Below are 17,568 nucleotides of genomic sequence, written 5' to 3' on the forward strand. Positions count from 1 at the left end.
CAAAACAAGTGTACCATTACCTGTTTTAGGACATTACTAAATTCATATTTTTTTTGTTTTTTAATCTACTTCCTCCTTAATCAAACTTTATTTGTACCGTCAGTTTTCGCATTTTGGCACTTAGCGCTAACAACCATTGCAATTGTTCCCACACCAAATGGGCCTCCTGAAGGCTTCGTTGCTCCCTTTTTGAAAATACGTCAGCAGCACCCGTATCTTCTTTTGTAATGCTAGAGAGGTGCTCTTTAAAAAGGTTTTCCGAACCTATTTCTTCCATAGCGCTTAAATTTTCCATATGCTGAAACGAATCGAGCATTTCGTCAAGGTTTTGTTCGATACGATCGATAATCGCTTGAAACCGTTCCGAGGCTTCCGTGGTCGTATGCCCTTGTATATACGTACTTAACGAGGCCAAAGAAGATAAAAAGGTATGGTTGAGCACCACCAGTTCATAGATTTCATCCAAGTATTTTTGTTTCGATTTGGGCTCTTGTACCATTCGTTGCAAAGCCGCACTCAGGTTCGAAGTTTCTAAAAAAGCTTCCTTTCGCGCAATTTTATAGGCGGTGGGTACTTTTCCCTTCTGTTTATAATACAGCGCGATCTGATCTAAGAAATTTTTATTGGCGGCTACCCCACTTTGAATACTGTCCTTAATTTCAAGAAATCCCCAGGCGGGCCACAACCATAAGGTCGCCAAAAAGGCCAAGGTCGCGCCGAGCAAGGTATCAAACACCCGGTATTGTATGACGTTGAGTACGTCGGTTCTAATAATGGCATAAATAAAAACGACACTCAGCGTGATAAACGTGGCCCCGATTTTATAGTTTTTTTGAACCATCGAAAAGGCGATAATCAACGACCCCAGACCCAATACGCCCAACAGATAAGAGTTGTGTACCACAAGCACGATCAAAGAGGCGATCGCCCCGCCGATCAGGGTACCGATGACTCGATCCTTAGAACGGGCCTTGGTAAGGCCGTAACTGGGGCGTAAGATGACGATAATCGTCAACAAGATCCAATAGGGGTTCTGAAAATCGAAAAGCGTACCTACGGCATAGCCGATCATAACCGTTACCGCTAGTCGCAGCGAATGCTTGAAAATAGTCGATTTCAGACTGAAATTCTGAAGCAGCACTTTCGGGTCGTAATCTTGGGGGGCTACAAATCTTTCGGCCGTTTCGCGATCAACAAACTCCAAGTTTTCCGTAGCGGCATCACCGAGCAGCCACTTGATTTTTTTTAATTTCTCGAACTGTTCTTCCTGATACTCGAACAAATTCTGAAGCATTAAAAAGTCCTCGATATCTTGTGTGCCGCCATTTTCCTTAAAAGTCAAAATCTCTGTCTGAACGCGTTTAAAACAAGCGCTCAATTTGCTGTTTTTAGGTAGTTTTTTAGCGTTGGTGCCGGCACGGGCAATCGTTCGCAATTGAGCTGACATCTCAAAGATCAGGTTCTGAAAGCTTTTGATATATTCGGGATGTGCTTTAAGCAGCACATCCATCTTATCATAATTCACAGGGTTGGCGACGGCCGTTTCCAACATTTCCACCAATTGGGCAAAGATCAACAGCCGTTTGCTCTGATAGATCGAACGCCCCGAACTTTTGCGCGACGAGATCAAAATATCACGTAAGGTTTCGTGATTGGTAGTCAATTTCTCCTGCAACTCATGCAAATGTGCCTGTAATTTTTCTCGATCTGCCTGCGGCCCTACTAATTTTCCCCGGGTTTCCAAGAATTCGGCGGTCAGCACATAGGTTTCCGATAAGGTCTCTTCGGTCTGCCCCCTTGGGTTGATATAGTGCCAAATGACCGTCAACAGCAAATACCAAAGTCCCCCGAGTCCGGTCAAGAGTGCATATTGATACACTTCGAGTTCTTGCGGGTCATGGGCAAAACTCAGCACCAAGGCCAAAAGTCCCGAAAAACTAATCAAGGAAGCCCGAAAACCAAAAACCGAAAGATAAGCGATGGCAAAAGAGAGCAACCCCAAAAGCGGAATCAAGATGACGGCGGTAAGGTCGAGGTAGCCCCCTATAAAAGTCATCACCATGACCAAGGCCGCTGAAAACAAGATGCCGATTTTCTTATGGCGGTAGCTTCCGCTTACATCGCTGGGCGAGCTCCAAAAAGCGCCGAAACAGAGTGCCAGACCTATTTCAAAATGCCCGAATGCGACACCCAGTGCAATGGGTACCGTTACGGCCACCCCTATCAATAGGGCCTTTGAAAAACTCGTGCTTTTTAGAAACTGTACGAGGTCTTTGAAGTTATCGGAAACGGATTGTGTAAATGCTTTCAAAACAGCGGATTTCGGTTGCAAAGATAGCGCTTCTTGCTAAGCTAGTGATCCCCCGCTACCGGGATAGTAAAATGAAACCGCCGCTCCAACGAGCGCTAAAACCTTGCCCAAAAAGGGTCGTACCTGCTTTCACAAAAATTCTTAAAAAAAAGCAACAGATCGTACAAACGAGTATCTTTGTCGCGTGAAAACTAAGGTTAGAAATGTACTCGGATTCGTATTGACCGCAATTTATTGCTTTGCCTTGGGCATGGTGGTCAGTTCGTATAGCACGACCGATTTTCACAAAGTTGCAAACAAGAAAAGTGAAACCAATATTGCTGCGGTTTCAACGGGGTTATTTTATCATACGCCCGAATCGGAAAGTGGGGTTGCCACTGCCGATAGCCATGCTCCATCGAATTTAAAAAATCCGTTTACAGGAATTTGGGCATTGGTAAATACCACCAATGCGTTATTCGTAAGTAAATATGCGCAATACATAAAAAGTTCTGCGAACTTTCTGATACACTATCGAAAGGCGGACTTGATTTTCCCCTTCCACTATTTCTGGTAATCCATTTTAAGTCATCAGTGTTTTTGACGAATTCGACTTGAATTCGCAAGTCGCCGTACTACAACGGCCCACATTTACAATTTATAAATTTAAATACTTAAAAAATGGAATTAGCAAGTGCCATCATTGGCGGTGTTCTAGCGGCTGTCTGTGCCGTACCCTTTGTTTTAATAACACAAGGCAGAAAAAAAAGAGAGAAAAAAATGTTACAATCATTGATCACCTTAGCAGATCAACATGACTGTAAAATAAGCGAACATGAATTTTGCAGTGACTTTACCATCGGAATCGATAAAACAAAGCATTTTGTATTCTTCATTAAAAAAACGAAGACCAAAGAAACACTGCAATATGTTGATCTGAATGCGATTCAGAGCTGTAAAGTCAATAATATTGGTAGAACGTTCAGAAATAAAGACGGACAGCATCGCGAAATAGAAAGGCTTGAATTAAGTTTTACGCCCAAAGCAAAAGACCTGGGCACAATTAACTTCGAGTTTTACGATGCCGAAATAAACATGCAGCTAAGCGGCGAGCTACAGGCCATACAGAAATGGTCGAAAATAGTTGACCTTCAATTTAAAGCCTAAAAAAGCAGATACAAGCCCCGTCGTTCGACCACGGGGCTTTTTTTATCGGTTTCCTTTTCAAAAGCCTTCCTAAAAACATTTCGTTTACCCTAAAAGAAAATATACACCTTTCATTGACGATAACACCATTGACGAGCTCCTCGTCAAACGATTGATGCAGGGGTTACTTCCTAAAAACTTAAATGAATTGCCCAGTGCCATTTCGTATAAAATCGGTGCTTTTGAATGCTACCCGATACGGACAACGAACTTTATCTTTAAATTTGTTTCATGAACAATACCATATCGCTTCGTGTTGCCGATTTTTTAAAGAACTTCCCTCCTTTTAATGTTTTGCGTCAAGAAGACTTAGAGGCGCTTGCGGGAGAAGTATCCATTGTTTATCGAGACAAAGAGAGCGCTATATTCCAAGAAAACGAGCCACCACACGAACGCTTCTATGTGGTTCACAAGGGTGCCATCATCCTAAAAAATAAAGGAAGTAATACGATAATCGACATGTGCGATGAGGGCGATATTTTCGGGCTACGCCCCTTGATTGCCAATGAAAGTTACAAAATGGATGCTTTTGCGTACGAAGAGACCATTCTTTATGCCATTCCCTTGAACGTTTTTCGACCGCTCACCCAAAATTACGAGGCTGTAGGTAATTTTCTAATCGAAAGTTTTGCTTCGAATACGCGAAATCCGTACGCCATAAAAACAAGTGCATCTTCGGAAACTAATGGTGTATTGAAAGAAGGTCACACCGCCGATTCGGCAGTATTCGACCTACAACAGGTCACCTATTCAAAAAAACTGGTCAGCTGTACCAAGACCACTTCCATAAAAACCATCGCTGAAAGAATGACCAAAAAGAAAGTGGGCGCTATGTTGGTCTTGGAAAATAAATTGCCCATTGGTATTATTACCGATAAGGATATTCGCAATAAAATAGCGACCGGGGCATTTCCGATTACCGCCAAGGCTTCCGCTATTATGTCATCGCCGGTCATCACCTACCCTAAGCAGATGACCATTGCCCAGGCACAAATGGCCATGATGAAAAGTAATATTAGTCATTTATGCCTTACCACCGACGGTACGGCGAACAGTGCCGCCGAAGGCATACTTTCAAAGCATGATTTGATGCTGACCTTGGGCAACAATCCTGCCGTTTTAATGAAGGCCATAAAAAGAGCTCGGAAAATCAAAAAAATTAAACAGATACGTAAAGGCATCATGCAATTGTTACAGGGTTACTTGGATCAGAATATTCCCTTGACTTTGACTTCACGCATTATCTCTGAACTGAACGACGCCTGTATCAAACAAGTAATAGTGCTCTCGCTGGAAACAATGGACACTCCCCCACCCGTCAAGTTTGCATGGCTGGCTATGGGAAGCCAAGGGCGTAGTGAACAATTGTTGCATACAGATCAAGACAATGCGCTTATTTTTGAAGATGTTACCGAAATAGCATTACCGGAAACTACCGCGTATTTTGTATCACTGGCCAAAGCCATTACAAAAGGATTAATGGAAATAGGTTACGAATATTGCCCTGCCGAAATGATGGCTTCCAATCCCGAATGGTGTCTCAGTCTCTCACAATGGAAAGCTTCCGTTTCACACTGGATTGTTAACCCCGGACCCGATGAAGTACTGCTGTCCTCCATATTCTTTGATTACAACTTGGCATACGGCGAAAAAGAACTCGTCAACCAATTGACCGAGCATATCTTCGAGGAAACCTCGAAATATCCCATCTTCTTCCTTCATTTGGCAAGTGGGGCGCTACAAAACCCATCCCCATCCGGATTTTTTAGATCATTTCTCGTTGAAGAAGATGGTGCCCATAAAGATTTTTTTGATTTGAAACGCAGGGCCTTAATGCCACTGGTCGATGCCGCCCGAGTGCTTATTCTATCGCATAAAATTAAATCCATAAATAATACGGCAGAACGATTTGAGCGATTGGCCGAATTAGAACAGAACAACCAAGAGCTTTTTCTAGCCTGTTCTTATGCCACGAAGGCGTTGCTCAAGTTTAGAACCAAACAAGGGTTGCTTCACAACGATTCGGGACGCTTTATCGCATTGGACAAATTAAGCAAGGAAGAGAAAATAAAACTAAAACGTACCTTTAAGACAATCAAAGAGTTACAAGAGTTAATTAAAGTACGGTTTAAGGTAACTAATCTCTAAGGATAATGCAGTTTTTTAAAAAGAAGAAAGTACACTATCCTGATTTTTGGTACGCCTACGAAAACAGCTTCAAACAAAAACAGGCCACCGAATTAAAGGACGTCCGTTTTGTCGTGCTCGATACCGAAACCACCGGTTTTGATTATGGGGAAGACCGTATGCTCAGTATAGGCGCCCTAGCATTGAAAGATAACACGATTGCCGTAGGCGAGGCTTTCGAAGTTTTTTTAGATCAATATTTTTACCATGCGAAGAACGTACAGATACATGGCATTTTAAGGGATGAGCGTAAAAATCGAGTTACCGAACTGGAAGCGCTTCAAAAATTTTTGGCCTTTGTGGGCAATTCCGTCCTCGTGGCACATCATGCCGGTTTTGACATCACCATGCTCAATTGTGCCTTGAGAAGACACGGTATGCCCAAACTTTTGAACAAGGTATTGGACACCTCGACGCTGTATAAAAGAACTTTGATACAATCTCCTTTATTAAAGAAAAAAGAGCACTATTCCTTAGATGAATTGGCAGATAAGTTCAACATTACCAAAAGAGATCGGCACACCGCTTTGGGCGACACCTATATCACGGCTATCGCCTTTTTAAAGATATTGGAAAAGCTAAAAAAGAAAGGAAAATTTAGTGTAAAAAAGCTACTGAAGTGACTACATTTAAATATTATACTTCCTTCAAATATTCTAAAACGTTTTCCGAGATACGCTCTTGTATGTTCGAAATATCGGCCTTTACAAAGGTTTCGCCCGTAATGTTCTCATAGAGTTCGATGTACCGGTCAGAAACCGTTTCGATATAAGCGTCGGTCATTTCGGGCAAAGTCTGGCCTTCCAATCCTTGAAAACCGTTGCTGATCAACCATTGGCGCACGAATTCTTTAGAAAGTTGCTTTTGGCCTTCTCCCCTATCTTGGCGTTCTTGATAGCCATCCGCATAAAAATATCGGGAAGAATCCGGAGTATGAATTTCATCGATTAAGACAATCTTCCCATCCTTGGTTTTTCCGAACTCGTATTTCGTATCTACCAGAACCAATCCACGTTTCGCAGCAATCTCGGTACCTCGTTGAAACAAGGCCTTTGTATATTTTTCCAATACGATATAATCCTCTTCGGATACAATATGACGACTAAGAATAGCCTCTCGAGATATATCTTCATCATGATCTCCCATTTCCGCTTTCGTAGCCGGGGTGATAATCGGTTCGGGAAATTTATCATTTTCCTTCATGCCTTCGGGCATCGGAACACCGCAAATAAGACGTCTACCCGCTTTATATTCGCGTGCAGCATGACCCGATAAATAACCACGGATAACCATTTCTACCTTAAAAGTATCACAGGCGTGCCCTACCGCAACGTTGGGGTCCGGAGTACCCATCAACCAATTGGGCACAATGTCTTCCGTAGCTACCATCATCTTAGTGGCAATCTGATTGAGAATTTGACCTTTATAGGGAATACCTTTGGGCATGACCACATCAAATGCAGACAACCGGTCGGTGGCAACCATTACCAAAACATCATTTTCCAAAGTATAAACTTCACGAACTTTTCCTTTATATACGCTCTTCTGCCCTGGGAAATTAAAATCTGTACTTGTAATGGTATTGCTCATTCTGAATTGATATTCGGTTACTGGTTTATTTCAATTTAAAAATACTTGGCACTTCATTCCGATGCCCTGCGATTCCTTTAATTCTGGTGTTCGATATTCTTATAGGCATCGATTACCTTTTTGACCAATCGATGCCGTATGACATCTTTATCATCAAGATAAATAATTTCTATTCCCGCTACGTTGGTAAGCACTAAAAGTGCTTCCTTGAGTCCGGAAATAACCCTTCGCGGCAAGTCAATTTGTCCTGGATCCCCGGTTATCAGAAATTTGGCGTCTTTTCCCATTCGGGTCAAGAACATTTTCATCTGTGCATGGGTGGTGTTTTGCGCCTCATCCAAAATCACAAAGGCATGATCCAGTGTTCTACCCCGCATAAATGCCATCGGAGCAATTTGAATGGTTCCGTTTTCAATGTAGTGTGCCAGTTTTTCAGGAGCGATCATATCACGTAAGGCATCGTACAGTGGTTGCATATAAGGGTCTAATTTTTCCTTTAGATCCCCCGGAAGAAACCCTAAATTCTCACCTGCCTCGACCGCAGGTCTAGTTAATATGATACGCCTTACCTGCTTGTCTTTCAAAGCTTTGACTGCTAAGGCGACACCTGTATAGGTTTTTCCCGTACCGGCAGGACCAATGGCAAATACCATATCGTTCTTTTTCGAGGCATCGACCAATCTGCGCTGGTTAACCGTTCTTGCTTTGATCAGCCGACCACTGACCCCATGTACCAAAGTCTCACCACTCTCTTGGGAAGATTCATAATCTTCCTTGGTATTACTGGTAAGTACCCTTTCGATTACATTCTCATCCAATTTATTGTATTTGGTAATATGCGCAGTCAGCATGTTAAAGCGCCTATCGAACTCATTCAACAATTCGTCTTCGCCATAGACCTTTATTTTATTTCCCCTTGCTACAATTTTTAGCTTAGGAAAGTACTTTTTCAATAAATCTATGTTTTCGTTCTGCTGCCCAAAAAACTCCCTTGGGCTTATTTCAGTAAGTTCTAGAATAAGTTCGTTCAAATATTGAAAGATTTAAATTAAACCCGTTGAATATTAATTTCGCTTGGCTATTTTTTTGTTTAATTTTGTTTAACAAACTTAAGTAAAATTTCAGTTTGCATTACCAAAAACATATCAACATTGCTGTATGGCAATTATAACGCTAACGACCGATTTTGGACTTAAGGATTATTTTGTAGGCACCCTAAAAGGGACGATTTACAAAGAATTGCCAGATGCCAAAATTGTAGACATTTCCCATAACATTAGTCCGTTCAACATTCAAGAATGCGCCTATATTCTAGAGAACTCGTATAAAAGTTTTCCCGATGGCACCATTCATATTGTTGGCGTCGATGCCGAACCCACACCTGAAAATCAGCATATTGCCGTCTTTGTCGATGGGCATTATTTTATCACGGCGAACAACGGAGTGATTGGTTTGATAACTTCCGAAATCAAACCCGAAAAAGTGGTGGAAATCAAGATTCCCAATCCCGATCACGGTTCGTTTCCCGTTAGGGACGTATTCGTCAAAGTGGCCTGCCATATTGCGCGGGGCGGAACCTTGGAAGTCGTCGGCAAAGACTTTGATGAATTGCGAGATCTTCGCGGATTCTCCCCTAGTGTCACCGATAATGGAAATAAAATAAGTGGAAGCGTCATTTACATCGATAATTATGGGAATGTGGTTACCAATATTCATAAAAATTTCTTTGAAGCATACCGAAAAGGAAGGTCTTATGAATTGAGCGCACGAACCACTAAAATCAAGCAAATTCATCATACCTATAGTGATATCATCAATTTTGATATAGAAAAAAGTAAACGAAAGGGTGCCGGCGATGTGCTGGCGATCTTTAACTCTGCCAATTATGTCGAGCTGGCCATATACAAAAGTGATTTAAATACGGTTGGCGGGGCCTCTACCCTTCTAGGACTTGATTATAGAGATACTGTCACCATCAATTTTATATAAATGCTGGTACGAATCGTAAAACTGACATTTAAAAAGGAAAATATTACTAGTTTTGAACAAATTTTCCAGAAAACCAAACAAGAAATTCGCACTTTTGAGGGCTGTAGGTTTCTGGAACTGTATCAAGACAAGAAAGATGACCGGGTATTTTTTACTTATAGTCATTGGGAAGATGAACAAAGTTTGGAAGCTTACCGTGCTTCGTCTTTTTTCAAGAAAGTTTGGAGCCAGACCAAACCTTTGTTTTCTGCAAAACCAGAAGCATGGAGCGTTAATCGAATAGAGACATTAAACTGATAAAAGTGCTTGCAATTTTTAAAAGGGAAATACGATCTTTCTTTACCTCTCCGATAGGCTACATGGTCATCGGACTTTTTTTGGTTCTCTGTGGATTATTCCTTTGGGTATTCAAAGGCCCCTACAACGTATTTGATTATGGCTTCGCTGATTTGGGAAACTTTTTTTTATTGGCACCGTGGATATTTTTATTCCTTATTCCGGCCATAACAATGAAAAGCTTTTCCGAGGAAAAGAAATTGGGAACGTTAGAGCTTCTTTTGATCAAGCCATTGACCGTTTGGCAATTGGTGCTCGGCAAATTTTTCGGAAACTTGGTGCTCACCTTGATCGCTTTGGTACCAACACTGCTCTATGTGTACACAATTTCGCAATTGGGGACTATTACAGGGAACCTCGACATGGGCTTGGTAATAGGCTCCTATTTCGGAATCTTTTTTCTTGCTGCCTGCTATACCGCTATCGGCCTGTTCGCCTCTACCCTATCTGAAAATCAAATTGTATCTTTTATCTTGGCCGTATTCATTTGCTTTTTGCTCTATTACGGTTTTGAAGCCTTATCCACCTTGATTTCAAGCGGTGACACCGCAATATTTATTCAGAATTTAGGAATGAAGGCCCATTTCGAAAGTGTTGCACGCGGAGTTATCGATAGTGCCGATTTGATTTATTTTTTAAGTTTGGCGCTATTCTTCCTATTCTTGGCCGTCGTTCAATTAAAAACCAACAATAGCCGATGAAAAAGAACTTACAATCGGTTGTAAAGGCAATAATTGGCCTAATTTTGGTCAACGTTGTGGCAGGTTTTGTACACCTGCGGTTCGACCTTACCGAAGACCAGCGTTATACGCTATCACAGCCCGCCGTGAATACGGTACTTGACTTTAAAAACCCGGTAGTTATCGATGTACTATTGGCAGGAGACCTACCATCGGAATTCATTAGGCTTCAGACCGAAACAAAGCAACTCTTGGAAGAGTTCGCTTCAAAAAACAACAATATCAAGTTTGCCTTTGTAGACCCTCTAGAAGATGCTGAACATACGGATGCCACAATAGCCGACCTTCAGTCCTTAGGGCTTACCCCAGCACAAATTACGGTGGAGGACAATAGCAAATTATCACAGAACATTGCCTTTCCTTGGGCCATGGTCAATTATAACAATTCGACTGTAAAGGTTCCGTTGCTAAAGAATAAACTGGGTGCATCATCTGAAGAACGGATAAACAATTCGGTTCAAAATTTAGAATATGCTTTTGCCGATGCTTTTACCAAACTACAGATAAAAGAAAAAAAACGAGTTGCGGTCATCAAAGGAAACGGGGAGCTGGATGACATTTTTTTAGCCGATTTCTTGACCGCAATAAAGGAGTATTACAATATTGGCGCCATTACCCTTGATTCTGTTGCGACCAACCCGCAAAGTACCCTAGATCAATTAAAAACATATGATTTAGCGTTGATAGCAAAACCTACCGAAGCTTTTTCTGATCGCGAAAAATACGTTATGGACCAATACATCGTCAACGGAGGGAAATCGGTCTGGCTGGTCGATCAAGTAAATATGGAGCTTGACAGTCTTTTTAACGAAACAGGCACGGCGCTGGCTTTGCCCCGCAATTTGAATTTAAACGATTTCTTTTTTAGTTATGGGGTGCGTATCAACCCTGTTTTGGTCAATGACATGTATTTTACACAAATCGTGTTGGCAAGCGGTGAAGGCAACGATTCACAATATAACCCGGTGCCTTGGTATTATAATCCCATGGTGTTTTCAAAAAATGATCATCCGACAAACAATAATTTAGAAGCGCTTCGCTTTCAGTTCACCAGTGCCATGGATACGTTAGCGAACTCAAATAAAAAAACGGTGGTACTAAGCAGTTCACCGCTTTCTAAAGTAGAGGGTACCCCAAAACAAATTAGTCTCGATATTATTGATGTTCCGCCCATAAAAGAACAGTATACCGATGGCAACAAACCGTTAGCGGTATTGATAGAAGGTAAATTCAAGTCAGCGTTCGACAAAAGGGTAAAACCATTAAAATTAAATGGTACTTTAGAAAATGGCGTCGACAACAAAATGCTGGTTATTGCTGATGGAGATATCATTAAAAACCAATTGAGAAATGGACGGCCTTTGGCATTAGGATATGATAAATGGACCAACAACCATTATGGCAATAAAGAATTTCTAATAAATAGCCTAAATTACCTATTAGACGATTCAGGACTTATAAACATACGAAACAAGACCGTCAATATCCCTATGCTGGACGTCAAAAAAATTGAAGAACAAAAAACGAAGTGGCAACTAGTAAACATTGGTATTCCCGTTGTTTTAATTCTTATTTTCGGACTTGCATTCAGCTATATCCGCAAGAAAAAATATGGAGTGTAAGTGTTAATAAGTTTGTTTCTTAAAAATGGACATTTAAAATATCTTTGTTCGAGGTGTATTCGGGGATTTTTTCGTCTCCCAATGGCTTTTTAAACACTATATTCCCGTTGAAAGGAGAGAACTATAACAAAATGCGAAACGAATGAAATTCATAGTATCGAGCACATATTTATTAAAGCAGCTACAAGTTTTGGGAGGTGTAATCAATAACAGTAATACACTGCCTATTTTAGACAATTTTCTATTTGACCTTAAACAGGATAAACTGACTGTTTCGGCCTCCGACCTTGAAACCACCATGAGTTCGGTTTTAGATGTTGATTCTGATAACGAAGGTACCATTGCCGTTCCTGCTCGGTTGTTGCTAGAGACTTTGAAGACTTTTCCCGAACAACCCTTAACATTTGTCGTTGAAGACAACAACACGGTCGAGATCAGTTCAAATCATGGAAAATACGCCTTGGCTTATGCCGACGGTGCGGAATTCCCTAAGGCTGTTGAATTGGCCAATCCAAGTGAAACGACTATTCTGGGTGATATTTTGGCTTCTGCCATTAACAAAACAATATTCGCTGCAGGTAATGATGATTTAAGACCCGTAATGAGCGGTGTATTTTTTCAATTCTCTCCAGAGAATCTAACTTTCGTTGCCACCGATGCCCATAAATTGGTAAAATATCAGCGTAACGATGTTTCAGCTTCCCAAGTTGCAGAATTCATTATGCCCAAGAAACCATTGACACTTTTAAAAGGTATTTTGGCAGGGAGCGAATCTGATGTACTTATAGAATACAACGATAGCAACGCTAAATTCACTTTTGATAATACGGAACTTATCTGCCGCTTGATTGATGGAAAATACCCGAACTACGAAGCGGTAATTCCAAAAGAAAATCCGAATAAATTAACCATTTCAAGAAATCAATTTTTAAGCTCCGTACGACGCGTTTCTATATTTTCGAATAAGACCACGCATCAAATTCGTTTAAAGATTGCAGGGGCCGAACTGAACATTTCTGCCGAGGATATGGATTACAGCAACAAAGCGGAAGAACGCTTGACCTGTTCGTATCAAGGTGACGATATGCAAATTGGCTTTAACTCCAGGTTCTTGACCGAGATGTTGAACAACCTGAATGCCGATGAAGTTTCTTTGGAAATGAGCTTACCGAACAGAGCCGGTATACTTACACCTGTAGATGGGTTGGATGAAGGCGAGAATGTAACTATGTTGGTTATGCCCGTGATGTTGAACAACTAATACTCAAAATAGCATATAAAAAAAGGCATTGTTTTCGAAACAATGCCTTTTTTATTTTTCATAGCCTATAGCGCTATACAAACTTTATGCTCATCGGGTAATGAGGTGCCTCTCCTTTGCTTGCCTTGATGGCATTTACAATTGGGAATATAAAATATAGCACCCCTAGTACTAAAAATCCTAATAATCCGAGTCCAAATACCAAAATCAATGGTACGCACAGCAGTACATAAAGAAACATGCTGATTCTAAAGTTGATGATGGCTTTGCCATTTTCATCCATATCCACGACCTTATCCCGTTGGGTAAGCCATAATACCAAGGGTACGATCAGTCCCCCTATTCCTGTTACAAAATCTAACAACTGACTTAAATGGGTCGCTGCTAAAAGTGTTCTGTTTTCCGTTTGCATGATTGTGTTTTTAATTGATGTACCTATATGACGCACAACCAACCAATTTGTTACAATACAACGCTCAAAATTTCCGGCCCTATTGCTTTCGTTCCAATTTTCTAAGCTTTTCAATATCCTTGACAAGTCCCGATCTTAGATTATCGATTTTCTTGTTCATTTTTGTAACATCGTTGGGCGAAAGTTTGCCTTTAAATTTATCAAGCTGCATTTTCTCACGCATCTTCATCAATTTTTTCTCGTCTTTGGCAATCGATTTTCTTTTTGATTTTATATCATCCATCAACTTTTCACGCTTCTTTACTTCTTTCTCCGCTTTCTTTTGCGCTTTTTCTGCTTTTTTTTGTGCCTTTTCAGCATTCTTAACTTCTTTCTCCATTCTTTTCTGCTCCTTGAGCTCTAGCGCTTGGGCCTGCTGTTCTGCTACAACTGCGGCCAGTCCGACGGAGTCTTGAGCTTGCTCCGTAACTTGGGCATTGGTAATCAAATTGAAAACTAAAATCGAAACGAATGTTAATAGTGTCTTTTTCATTTTACGAGGGAATTTGGTTAGTATTTTTTTGAGTGCACGCTGTATTATCCTACACATTAAATTTAATCAAATAGCGTACCAATTCGCATAAAAAGAACATCAAAACAATACTAGGGTTTTCCTTGCTCCATTTTGATTATTTTTACCCGATGATTCCAAATGACACTATAATTGCTTTGGCGACACCCTCAGGTGCTGGGGCTATTGCCGTAATCCGTATTTCAGGAAGTAATGCCATCGCGTTGGCTTCCGATTACTTCAAATCGATAAGGGGAAAAAACCTTATCGATCAAAAAACGCATACGATTCACCTAGGGCATATTGTTGAAGATAAACGTGTTATGGACGAGGTCTTAGTATCTATCTTTAAAGGTCCCCATTCGTATACCGGTGAAAATGTAGTGGAAATATCTTGTCATGGTTCACCGTACATTCAACAACAGATCATTCAACTTTTTTTACGAAATGGCTGTCGTACGGCGGATGCAGGGGAGTTTACCTTACGGGCCTTTTTAAACGGAAAACTCGATTTGAGCCAAGCCGAAGCCGTTGCCGACCTTATTGCTTCCGATAACGAGGCTAGCCATCAAATTGCGATACAGCAAATGCGTGGCGGCTTCAGCAATGAAATTAAGACACTACGGGAAGAACTTTTGAACTTCGCTTCACTTATAGAATTGGAACTCGATTTTTCGGAAGAAGACGTTGAATTTGCAGATCGTAGCCAGTTTAAAGAACTATTACAGCGTATTCAAACCGTATTGAAAGGGCTTATCGATTCTTTTGCGGTCGGTAATGTTATCAAAAATGGAATTCCCGTGGCCATTGTCGGTGAACCCAATGTGGGAAAATCAACTTTGCTCAATGCCCTTTTGAACGAAGAACGGGCTATTGTTAGCGATGTAGCCGGCACCACACGCGACACGATCGAAGATGAAATTTCAATAGGTGGAATCGGATTTCGTTTTATAGATACGGCAGGCATACGAGAAACCCAAGATGTGGTGGAAAGTATAGGAATCAGAAGAACCTTCGAGAAAATAGCCCAGGCGCACGTCGTTTTATACTTAGTGGACGGTTGGCAGTTAACCGCTGCTGGAGCCATGGACACCTTAAAAAACGAAATTGAAAAAATAAAAAATAAGTTCCCTTTAAAATCGATCGTTTTACTTATCAACAAACTAGACAGGTTGACCGAAGATCAACTGTCTATGTTCAAAGAAAAACTGCCCGATGACGACAAGCGGCAAACTACTCTTTTTATTTCGGCTAAAACCAAGGAAGGAGTCGCTGACCTGGAAAACAAATTGCTGCAATTCGTTAATACAGGTGCCCTAAGAAACAACGAAACCATAGTGACCAATACACGGCATTATAATGCCTTATTAAAGGCTTTGGAAGAAATCGAAAAGGTACAGTTTGGTATGGATGAAGAATTGCCTAGTGATCTAATGGCTATCGACGTTCGGGAAGCGCTATATCACTTAGGGCTTATTACAGGTCAAGTCACGAATGACGAGCTTCTGGGTAACATCTTCAGCAACTTTTGCATCGGGAAATAAATACGAATTTCATTTGGTCTTATAAGGTTTTATCTGATTTCATATATCTGTAAATCAATACGTTATTGGAATATATTTTTCTTTTCTCTTTCTCTTAATCTCTTATTATCATACATTTAGTTCACCTGGTTTAAACCTCGTTGAATTTTTTTACCTAAAAGGCGGAAAAATTTCACTTTTAAACTCTTTATTATAAAAATCAACCTAAAGCAGAAAATATCAAAAAAATGGGAAAGCTTTTTTGTTTCATGAATTCTACAATGTGTAAACTATGTCCCTTTAACTTTGTAAACTATCTGCCCTAACGAACATTTAAAAATCATAAATGCGAATAATACCCATTTATATAATTTCACTTGTATTATTAATATTTTCATGCTCATCAAATGATAATGAAATTAATAATTCACCCATTATATATCCTGAATTTGGTTCAGAAATTGAAGTACAAATTAATGGCTTAACTTTTGATGCAATGGAACCTTTTATCTCACCCAGTGGAAATTATATATTCTTTAATAATTTAAATGATGGTGTAAATACAAAGCTGTATTATGCGACAAAAGTCAATGATTCGACTTTCAATTTTGCTGGAGAATTAATAGGCGCAAATCAAACAACACCACCACATTTAGATGCAGTTGCTGATATGGATGGTAATGGCGATTTTTATTGGACATCAACCAGGAATTATCCTGCGGAATTAAATAACCTTTTTCATGGTACTTTTAGTTCTGGAAATATTAGTGGTATTGAAAGAGTTCAAGGGGACTTTAATATGAATACACCAGGTTGGTTAACTATGGATCATGGAATAAGTTTAGATGGACAATATTTGTACTTCAATAACGCAAGGTTTGACGACCTGAATTGCCAAGGTCCTTGTGAAACAACAATTGGAATTGCAAAAAAAGTCAATGTTTCAACTTTTAGTACCCTTCAAAATTCTGCATCAATTCTACAAAACATTAATGATACCAATTATATTTATTATGCGCCTTGTATAAGTAGTGATAACCTAGAATTTTATTACACACGATATTCAAAAGGAGAAATCACATCGAGTACTGTTTTCGAAATATGCGTTGCAGTGAGAGACAATTCTACACTCGAATTTTCAATTCCAAGAGTTTTATTTTCGGAGACTATTTTGAGTTTAATAGAAGCTCCTACTTTAACTGTCGATAAAAACATCATTTATTACCATCAAAAAACTGCTGATTCTCATAAAATAATGATGAGATATCGAGTTTAAAGTCAACAAAACTACAGCCAACAAAAGGACTAAGATAAAAAACAAACCATTTCTCCCTGATTTTGATATTTTATGACCTTCCTGATTTCGCAATAGCAAAACACTGTTTAATCCGTATAAAATTAGTTGCTTGAAAACCACTTAACTAACCATACACGAACACGTCACACAGTCTCAAAGCCTCCAGTTTTGAGGGCCTAATACGGGCAGGCATCTTTAAGATTTTACGAATACGGGAATTTAACAGGAGTAAAATGAGTGCTGAGACAGACCGCTCTAACGCACATTACTTCCCTCCTACTTTGACCCCCTTCATTCTTTTTTCTTTTCCTTAGTAGTTTTCTAAGTTGTCATTTTCATTTTTCCGTGCGTCTTTACCTTTTCCCTTTTATAATTTAATTTAAACATCATTTTGTGTGGCTCTTCAATAATGATGAAACATTTATTTGAAATTTGGTAAACCCTTTTTTTAACAAGATTACCAAACTGACACAAAAAATTCTCCATCTCAGTATTCGCATCTGAAATTCAATGAAGCATCGATCTAAATGAACTATGAACACACCAAAAAAAATAAGTTTATGAG

16 protein-coding genes are annotated in these 17,568 nt (G+C 40.1%); 11 read left to right on the forward strand and 5 right to left on the reverse strand.

The genetic code is table 11. The annotated features are described in order from the left end of the window. Positions 1 to 76: 76 nt before the first annotated feature. Positions 77 to 2,311, reverse strand: a complete 2,235-nt coding sequence (locus tag BLS33_RS02985) for an FUSC family protein (RefSeq protein ID WP_089885124.1) — start codon at positions 2,309 to 2,311, stop codon at positions 77 to 79. Positions 2,312 to 2,495: 184 nt separating this feature from the next. Between BLS33_RS02985 and BLS33_RS02990 the strand changes: the two genes are divergently transcribed. From BLS33_RS02990 to BLS33_RS03005, 4 genes are all read left to right on the forward strand, one after another. Next, positions 2,496 to 2,867: a hypothetical protein gene (locus tag BLS33_RS02990; RefSeq protein WP_143017562.1), complete on the forward strand. Its 372-nt coding sequence runs from the start codon at positions 2,496 to 2,498 to the stop codon at positions 2,865 to 2,867. A gap of 104 nt (positions 2,868 to 2,971) precedes the next feature. Next, a complete protein-coding gene (locus tag BLS33_RS02995) occupies positions 2,972 to 3,457 on the forward strand; it encodes a hypothetical protein (protein ID WP_089885128.1) in 486 nt (161 codons plus the stop codon). 270 nt (positions 3,458 to 3,727) lie between these two features. Continuing rightward, entirely contained in the window at positions 3,728 to 5,644 is a 1,917-nt protein-coding gene (locus tag BLS33_RS03000; protein WP_089885130.1) for a DUF294 nucleotidyltransferase-like domain-containing protein, read from the forward strand. Between the two features lie 5 nt (positions 5,645 to 5,649). Further along, positions 5,650 to 6,306 (forward strand): 3'-5' exonuclease, encoded by a 657-nt coding sequence (locus BLS33_RS03005; RefSeq protein ID WP_089885131.1) that lies wholly within the window; start codon positions 5,650 to 5,652, stop codon positions 6,304 to 6,306. A gap of 13 nt (positions 6,307 to 6,319) precedes the next feature. Here the strand turns inward: BLS33_RS03005 and BLS33_RS03010 are convergent, their stop codons facing one another. Beyond that, positions 6,320 to 7,273, reverse strand: coding sequence for a phosphoribosylaminoimidazolesuccinocarboxamide synthase (locus tag BLS33_RS03010; RefSeq protein ID WP_089885133.1), 954 nt, complete (start codon positions 7,271 to 7,273; stop codon positions 6,320 to 6,322). Between the two features lie 77 nt (positions 7,274 to 7,350). Continuing rightward, a complete protein-coding gene (locus BLS33_RS03015; protein ID WP_089885135.1) occupies positions 7,351 to 8,304 on the reverse strand; it encodes a PhoH family protein in 954 nt (317 codons plus the stop codon). A 127-nt stretch (positions 8,305 to 8,431) separates the two neighbouring features. On the opposite strand from BLS33_RS03015, the gene BLS33_RS03020 reads away from it, so the two are divergent. The 5 genes from BLS33_RS03020 to dnaN all read left to right on the forward strand — a co-directional run bounded on the left by BLS33_RS03020 (position 8,432) and on the right by dnaN (position 13,221). Then, the gene (locus BLS33_RS03020) at positions 8,432 to 9,262 is read left to right on the forward strand and encodes an SAM hydrolase/SAM-dependent halogenase family protein (protein ID WP_089885137.1); all 831 of its coding nucleotides are present in this window, start codon (positions 8,432 to 8,434) and stop codon (positions 9,260 to 9,262) included. Beyond that, a complete protein-coding gene (locus BLS33_RS03025) occupies positions 9,263 to 9,559 on the forward strand; it encodes a putative quinol monooxygenase (RefSeq protein ID WP_089885139.1) in 297 nt (98 codons plus the stop codon). Between the two features lie 5 nt (positions 9,560 to 9,564). Then, complete coding sequence (gene gldF, locus BLS33_RS03030; protein ID WP_089885140.1) at positions 9,565 to 10,299, forward strand: gliding motility-associated ABC transporter permease subunit GldF; 735 nt, start codon at positions 9,565 to 9,567, stop codon at positions 10,297 to 10,299. Next, positions 10,296 to 11,960: a gliding motility-associated ABC transporter substrate-binding protein GldG gene (gene gldG, locus BLS33_RS03035; RefSeq protein ID WP_089885143.1), complete on the forward strand. Its 1,665-nt coding sequence runs from the start codon at positions 10,296 to 10,298 to the stop codon at positions 11,958 to 11,960. Before gldF ends, gldG begins: the two co-directional genes overlap by 4 nt. A gap of 142 nt (positions 11,961 to 12,102) precedes the next feature. Further along, positions 12,103 to 13,221, forward strand: a complete 1,119-nt coding sequence (gene dnaN, locus BLS33_RS03040) for a DNA polymerase III subunit beta (RefSeq protein ID WP_089885145.1) — start codon at positions 12,103 to 12,105, stop codon at positions 13,219 to 13,221. A 73-nt stretch (positions 13,222 to 13,294) separates the two neighbouring features. On the opposite strand, the gene BLS33_RS03045 is transcribed toward dnaN, so the two are convergent. Both BLS33_RS03045 and BLS33_RS03050 read right to left on the reverse strand, forming a co-directional pair. Beyond that, positions 13,295 to 13,633, reverse strand: a complete 339-nt coding sequence (locus BLS33_RS03045; protein ID WP_089886194.1) for a DUF4870 domain-containing protein — start codon at positions 13,631 to 13,633, stop codon at positions 13,295 to 13,297. A 79-nt stretch (positions 13,634 to 13,712) separates the two neighbouring features. After that, positions 13,713 to 14,165 (reverse strand): hypothetical protein, encoded by a 453-nt coding sequence (locus tag BLS33_RS03050; protein ID WP_143017563.1) that lies wholly within the window; start codon positions 14,163 to 14,165, stop codon positions 13,713 to 13,715. 149 nt (positions 14,166 to 14,314) lie between these two features. Here BLS33_RS03050 and mnmE point away from each other — a divergent pair, with 149 nt between their 5' ends. Together mnmE and BLS33_RS03060 are read left to right on the forward strand one after the other, a co-directional pair. Continuing rightward, positions 14,315 to 15,727: a tRNA uridine-5-carboxymethylaminomethyl(34) synthesis GTPase MnmE gene (mnmE, locus tag BLS33_RS03055; protein ID WP_089885149.1), complete on the forward strand. Its 1,413-nt coding sequence runs from the start codon at positions 14,315 to 14,317 to the stop codon at positions 15,725 to 15,727. Positions 15,728 to 16,052: 325 nt separating this feature from the next. After that, positions 16,053 to 16,982, forward strand: coding sequence for a hypothetical protein (locus tag BLS33_RS03060; protein WP_089885151.1), 930 nt, complete (start codon positions 16,053 to 16,055; stop codon positions 16,980 to 16,982). The last annotated feature ends 586 nt before the right edge of the window (positions 16,983 to 17,568 follow it).

It is taken from the genome of Kriegella aquimaris (assembly GCF_900103215.1).
Taxonomy (GTDB): Bacteria; Bacteroidota; Bacteroidia; order Flavobacteriales; family Flavobacteriaceae; genus Kriegella; species Kriegella aquimaris.

Coding starts and splice junctions, on each gene's coding strand:
- BLS33_RS03060 (WP_089885151.1), top strand. CDS start 16,053: ATGCGAATAATACCCATTTATATAATTTCACTTGTATTATTAATATTT.
- BLS33_RS03010 (WP_089885133.1), bottom strand. CDS start 7,273: ATGAGCAATACCATTACAAGTACAGATTTTAATTTCCCAGGGCAGAAG.
- BLS33_RS03050 (WP_143017563.1), bottom strand. CDS start 14,165: ATGAAAAAGACACTATTAACATTCGTTTCGATTTTAGTTTTCAATTTG.
- dnaN (WP_089885145.1), top strand. CDS start 12,103: ATGAAATTCATAGTATCGAGCACATATTTATTAAAGCAGCTACAAGTT.
- BLS33_RS03045 (WP_089886194.1), bottom strand. CDS start 13,633: ATGCAAACGGAAAACAGAACACTTTTAGCAGCGACCCATTTAAGTCAG.
- mnmE (WP_089885149.1), top strand. CDS start 14,315: ATGATTCCAAATGACACTATAATTGCTTTGGCGACACCCTCAGGTGCT.
- BLS33_RS03000 (WP_089885130.1), top strand. CDS start 3,728: ATGAACAATACCATATCGCTTCGTGTTGCCGATTTTTTAAAGAACTTC.
- gldG (WP_089885143.1), top strand. CDS start 10,296: ATGAAAAAGAACTTACAATCGGTTGTAAAGGCAATAATTGGCCTAATT.
- BLS33_RS03020 (WP_089885137.1), top strand. CDS start 8,432: ATGGCAATTATAACGCTAACGACCGATTTTGGACTTAAGGATTATTTT.
- BLS33_RS02995 (WP_089885128.1), top strand. CDS start 2,972: ATGGAATTAGCAAGTGCCATCATTGGCGGTGTTCTAGCGGCTGTCTGT.
- BLS33_RS03025 (WP_089885139.1), top strand. CDS start 9,263: ATGCTGGTACGAATCGTAAAACTGACATTTAAAAAGGAAAATATTACT.
- BLS33_RS03005 (WP_089885131.1), top strand. CDS start 5,650: ATGCAGTTTTTTAAAAAGAAGAAAGTACACTATCCTGATTTTTGGTAC.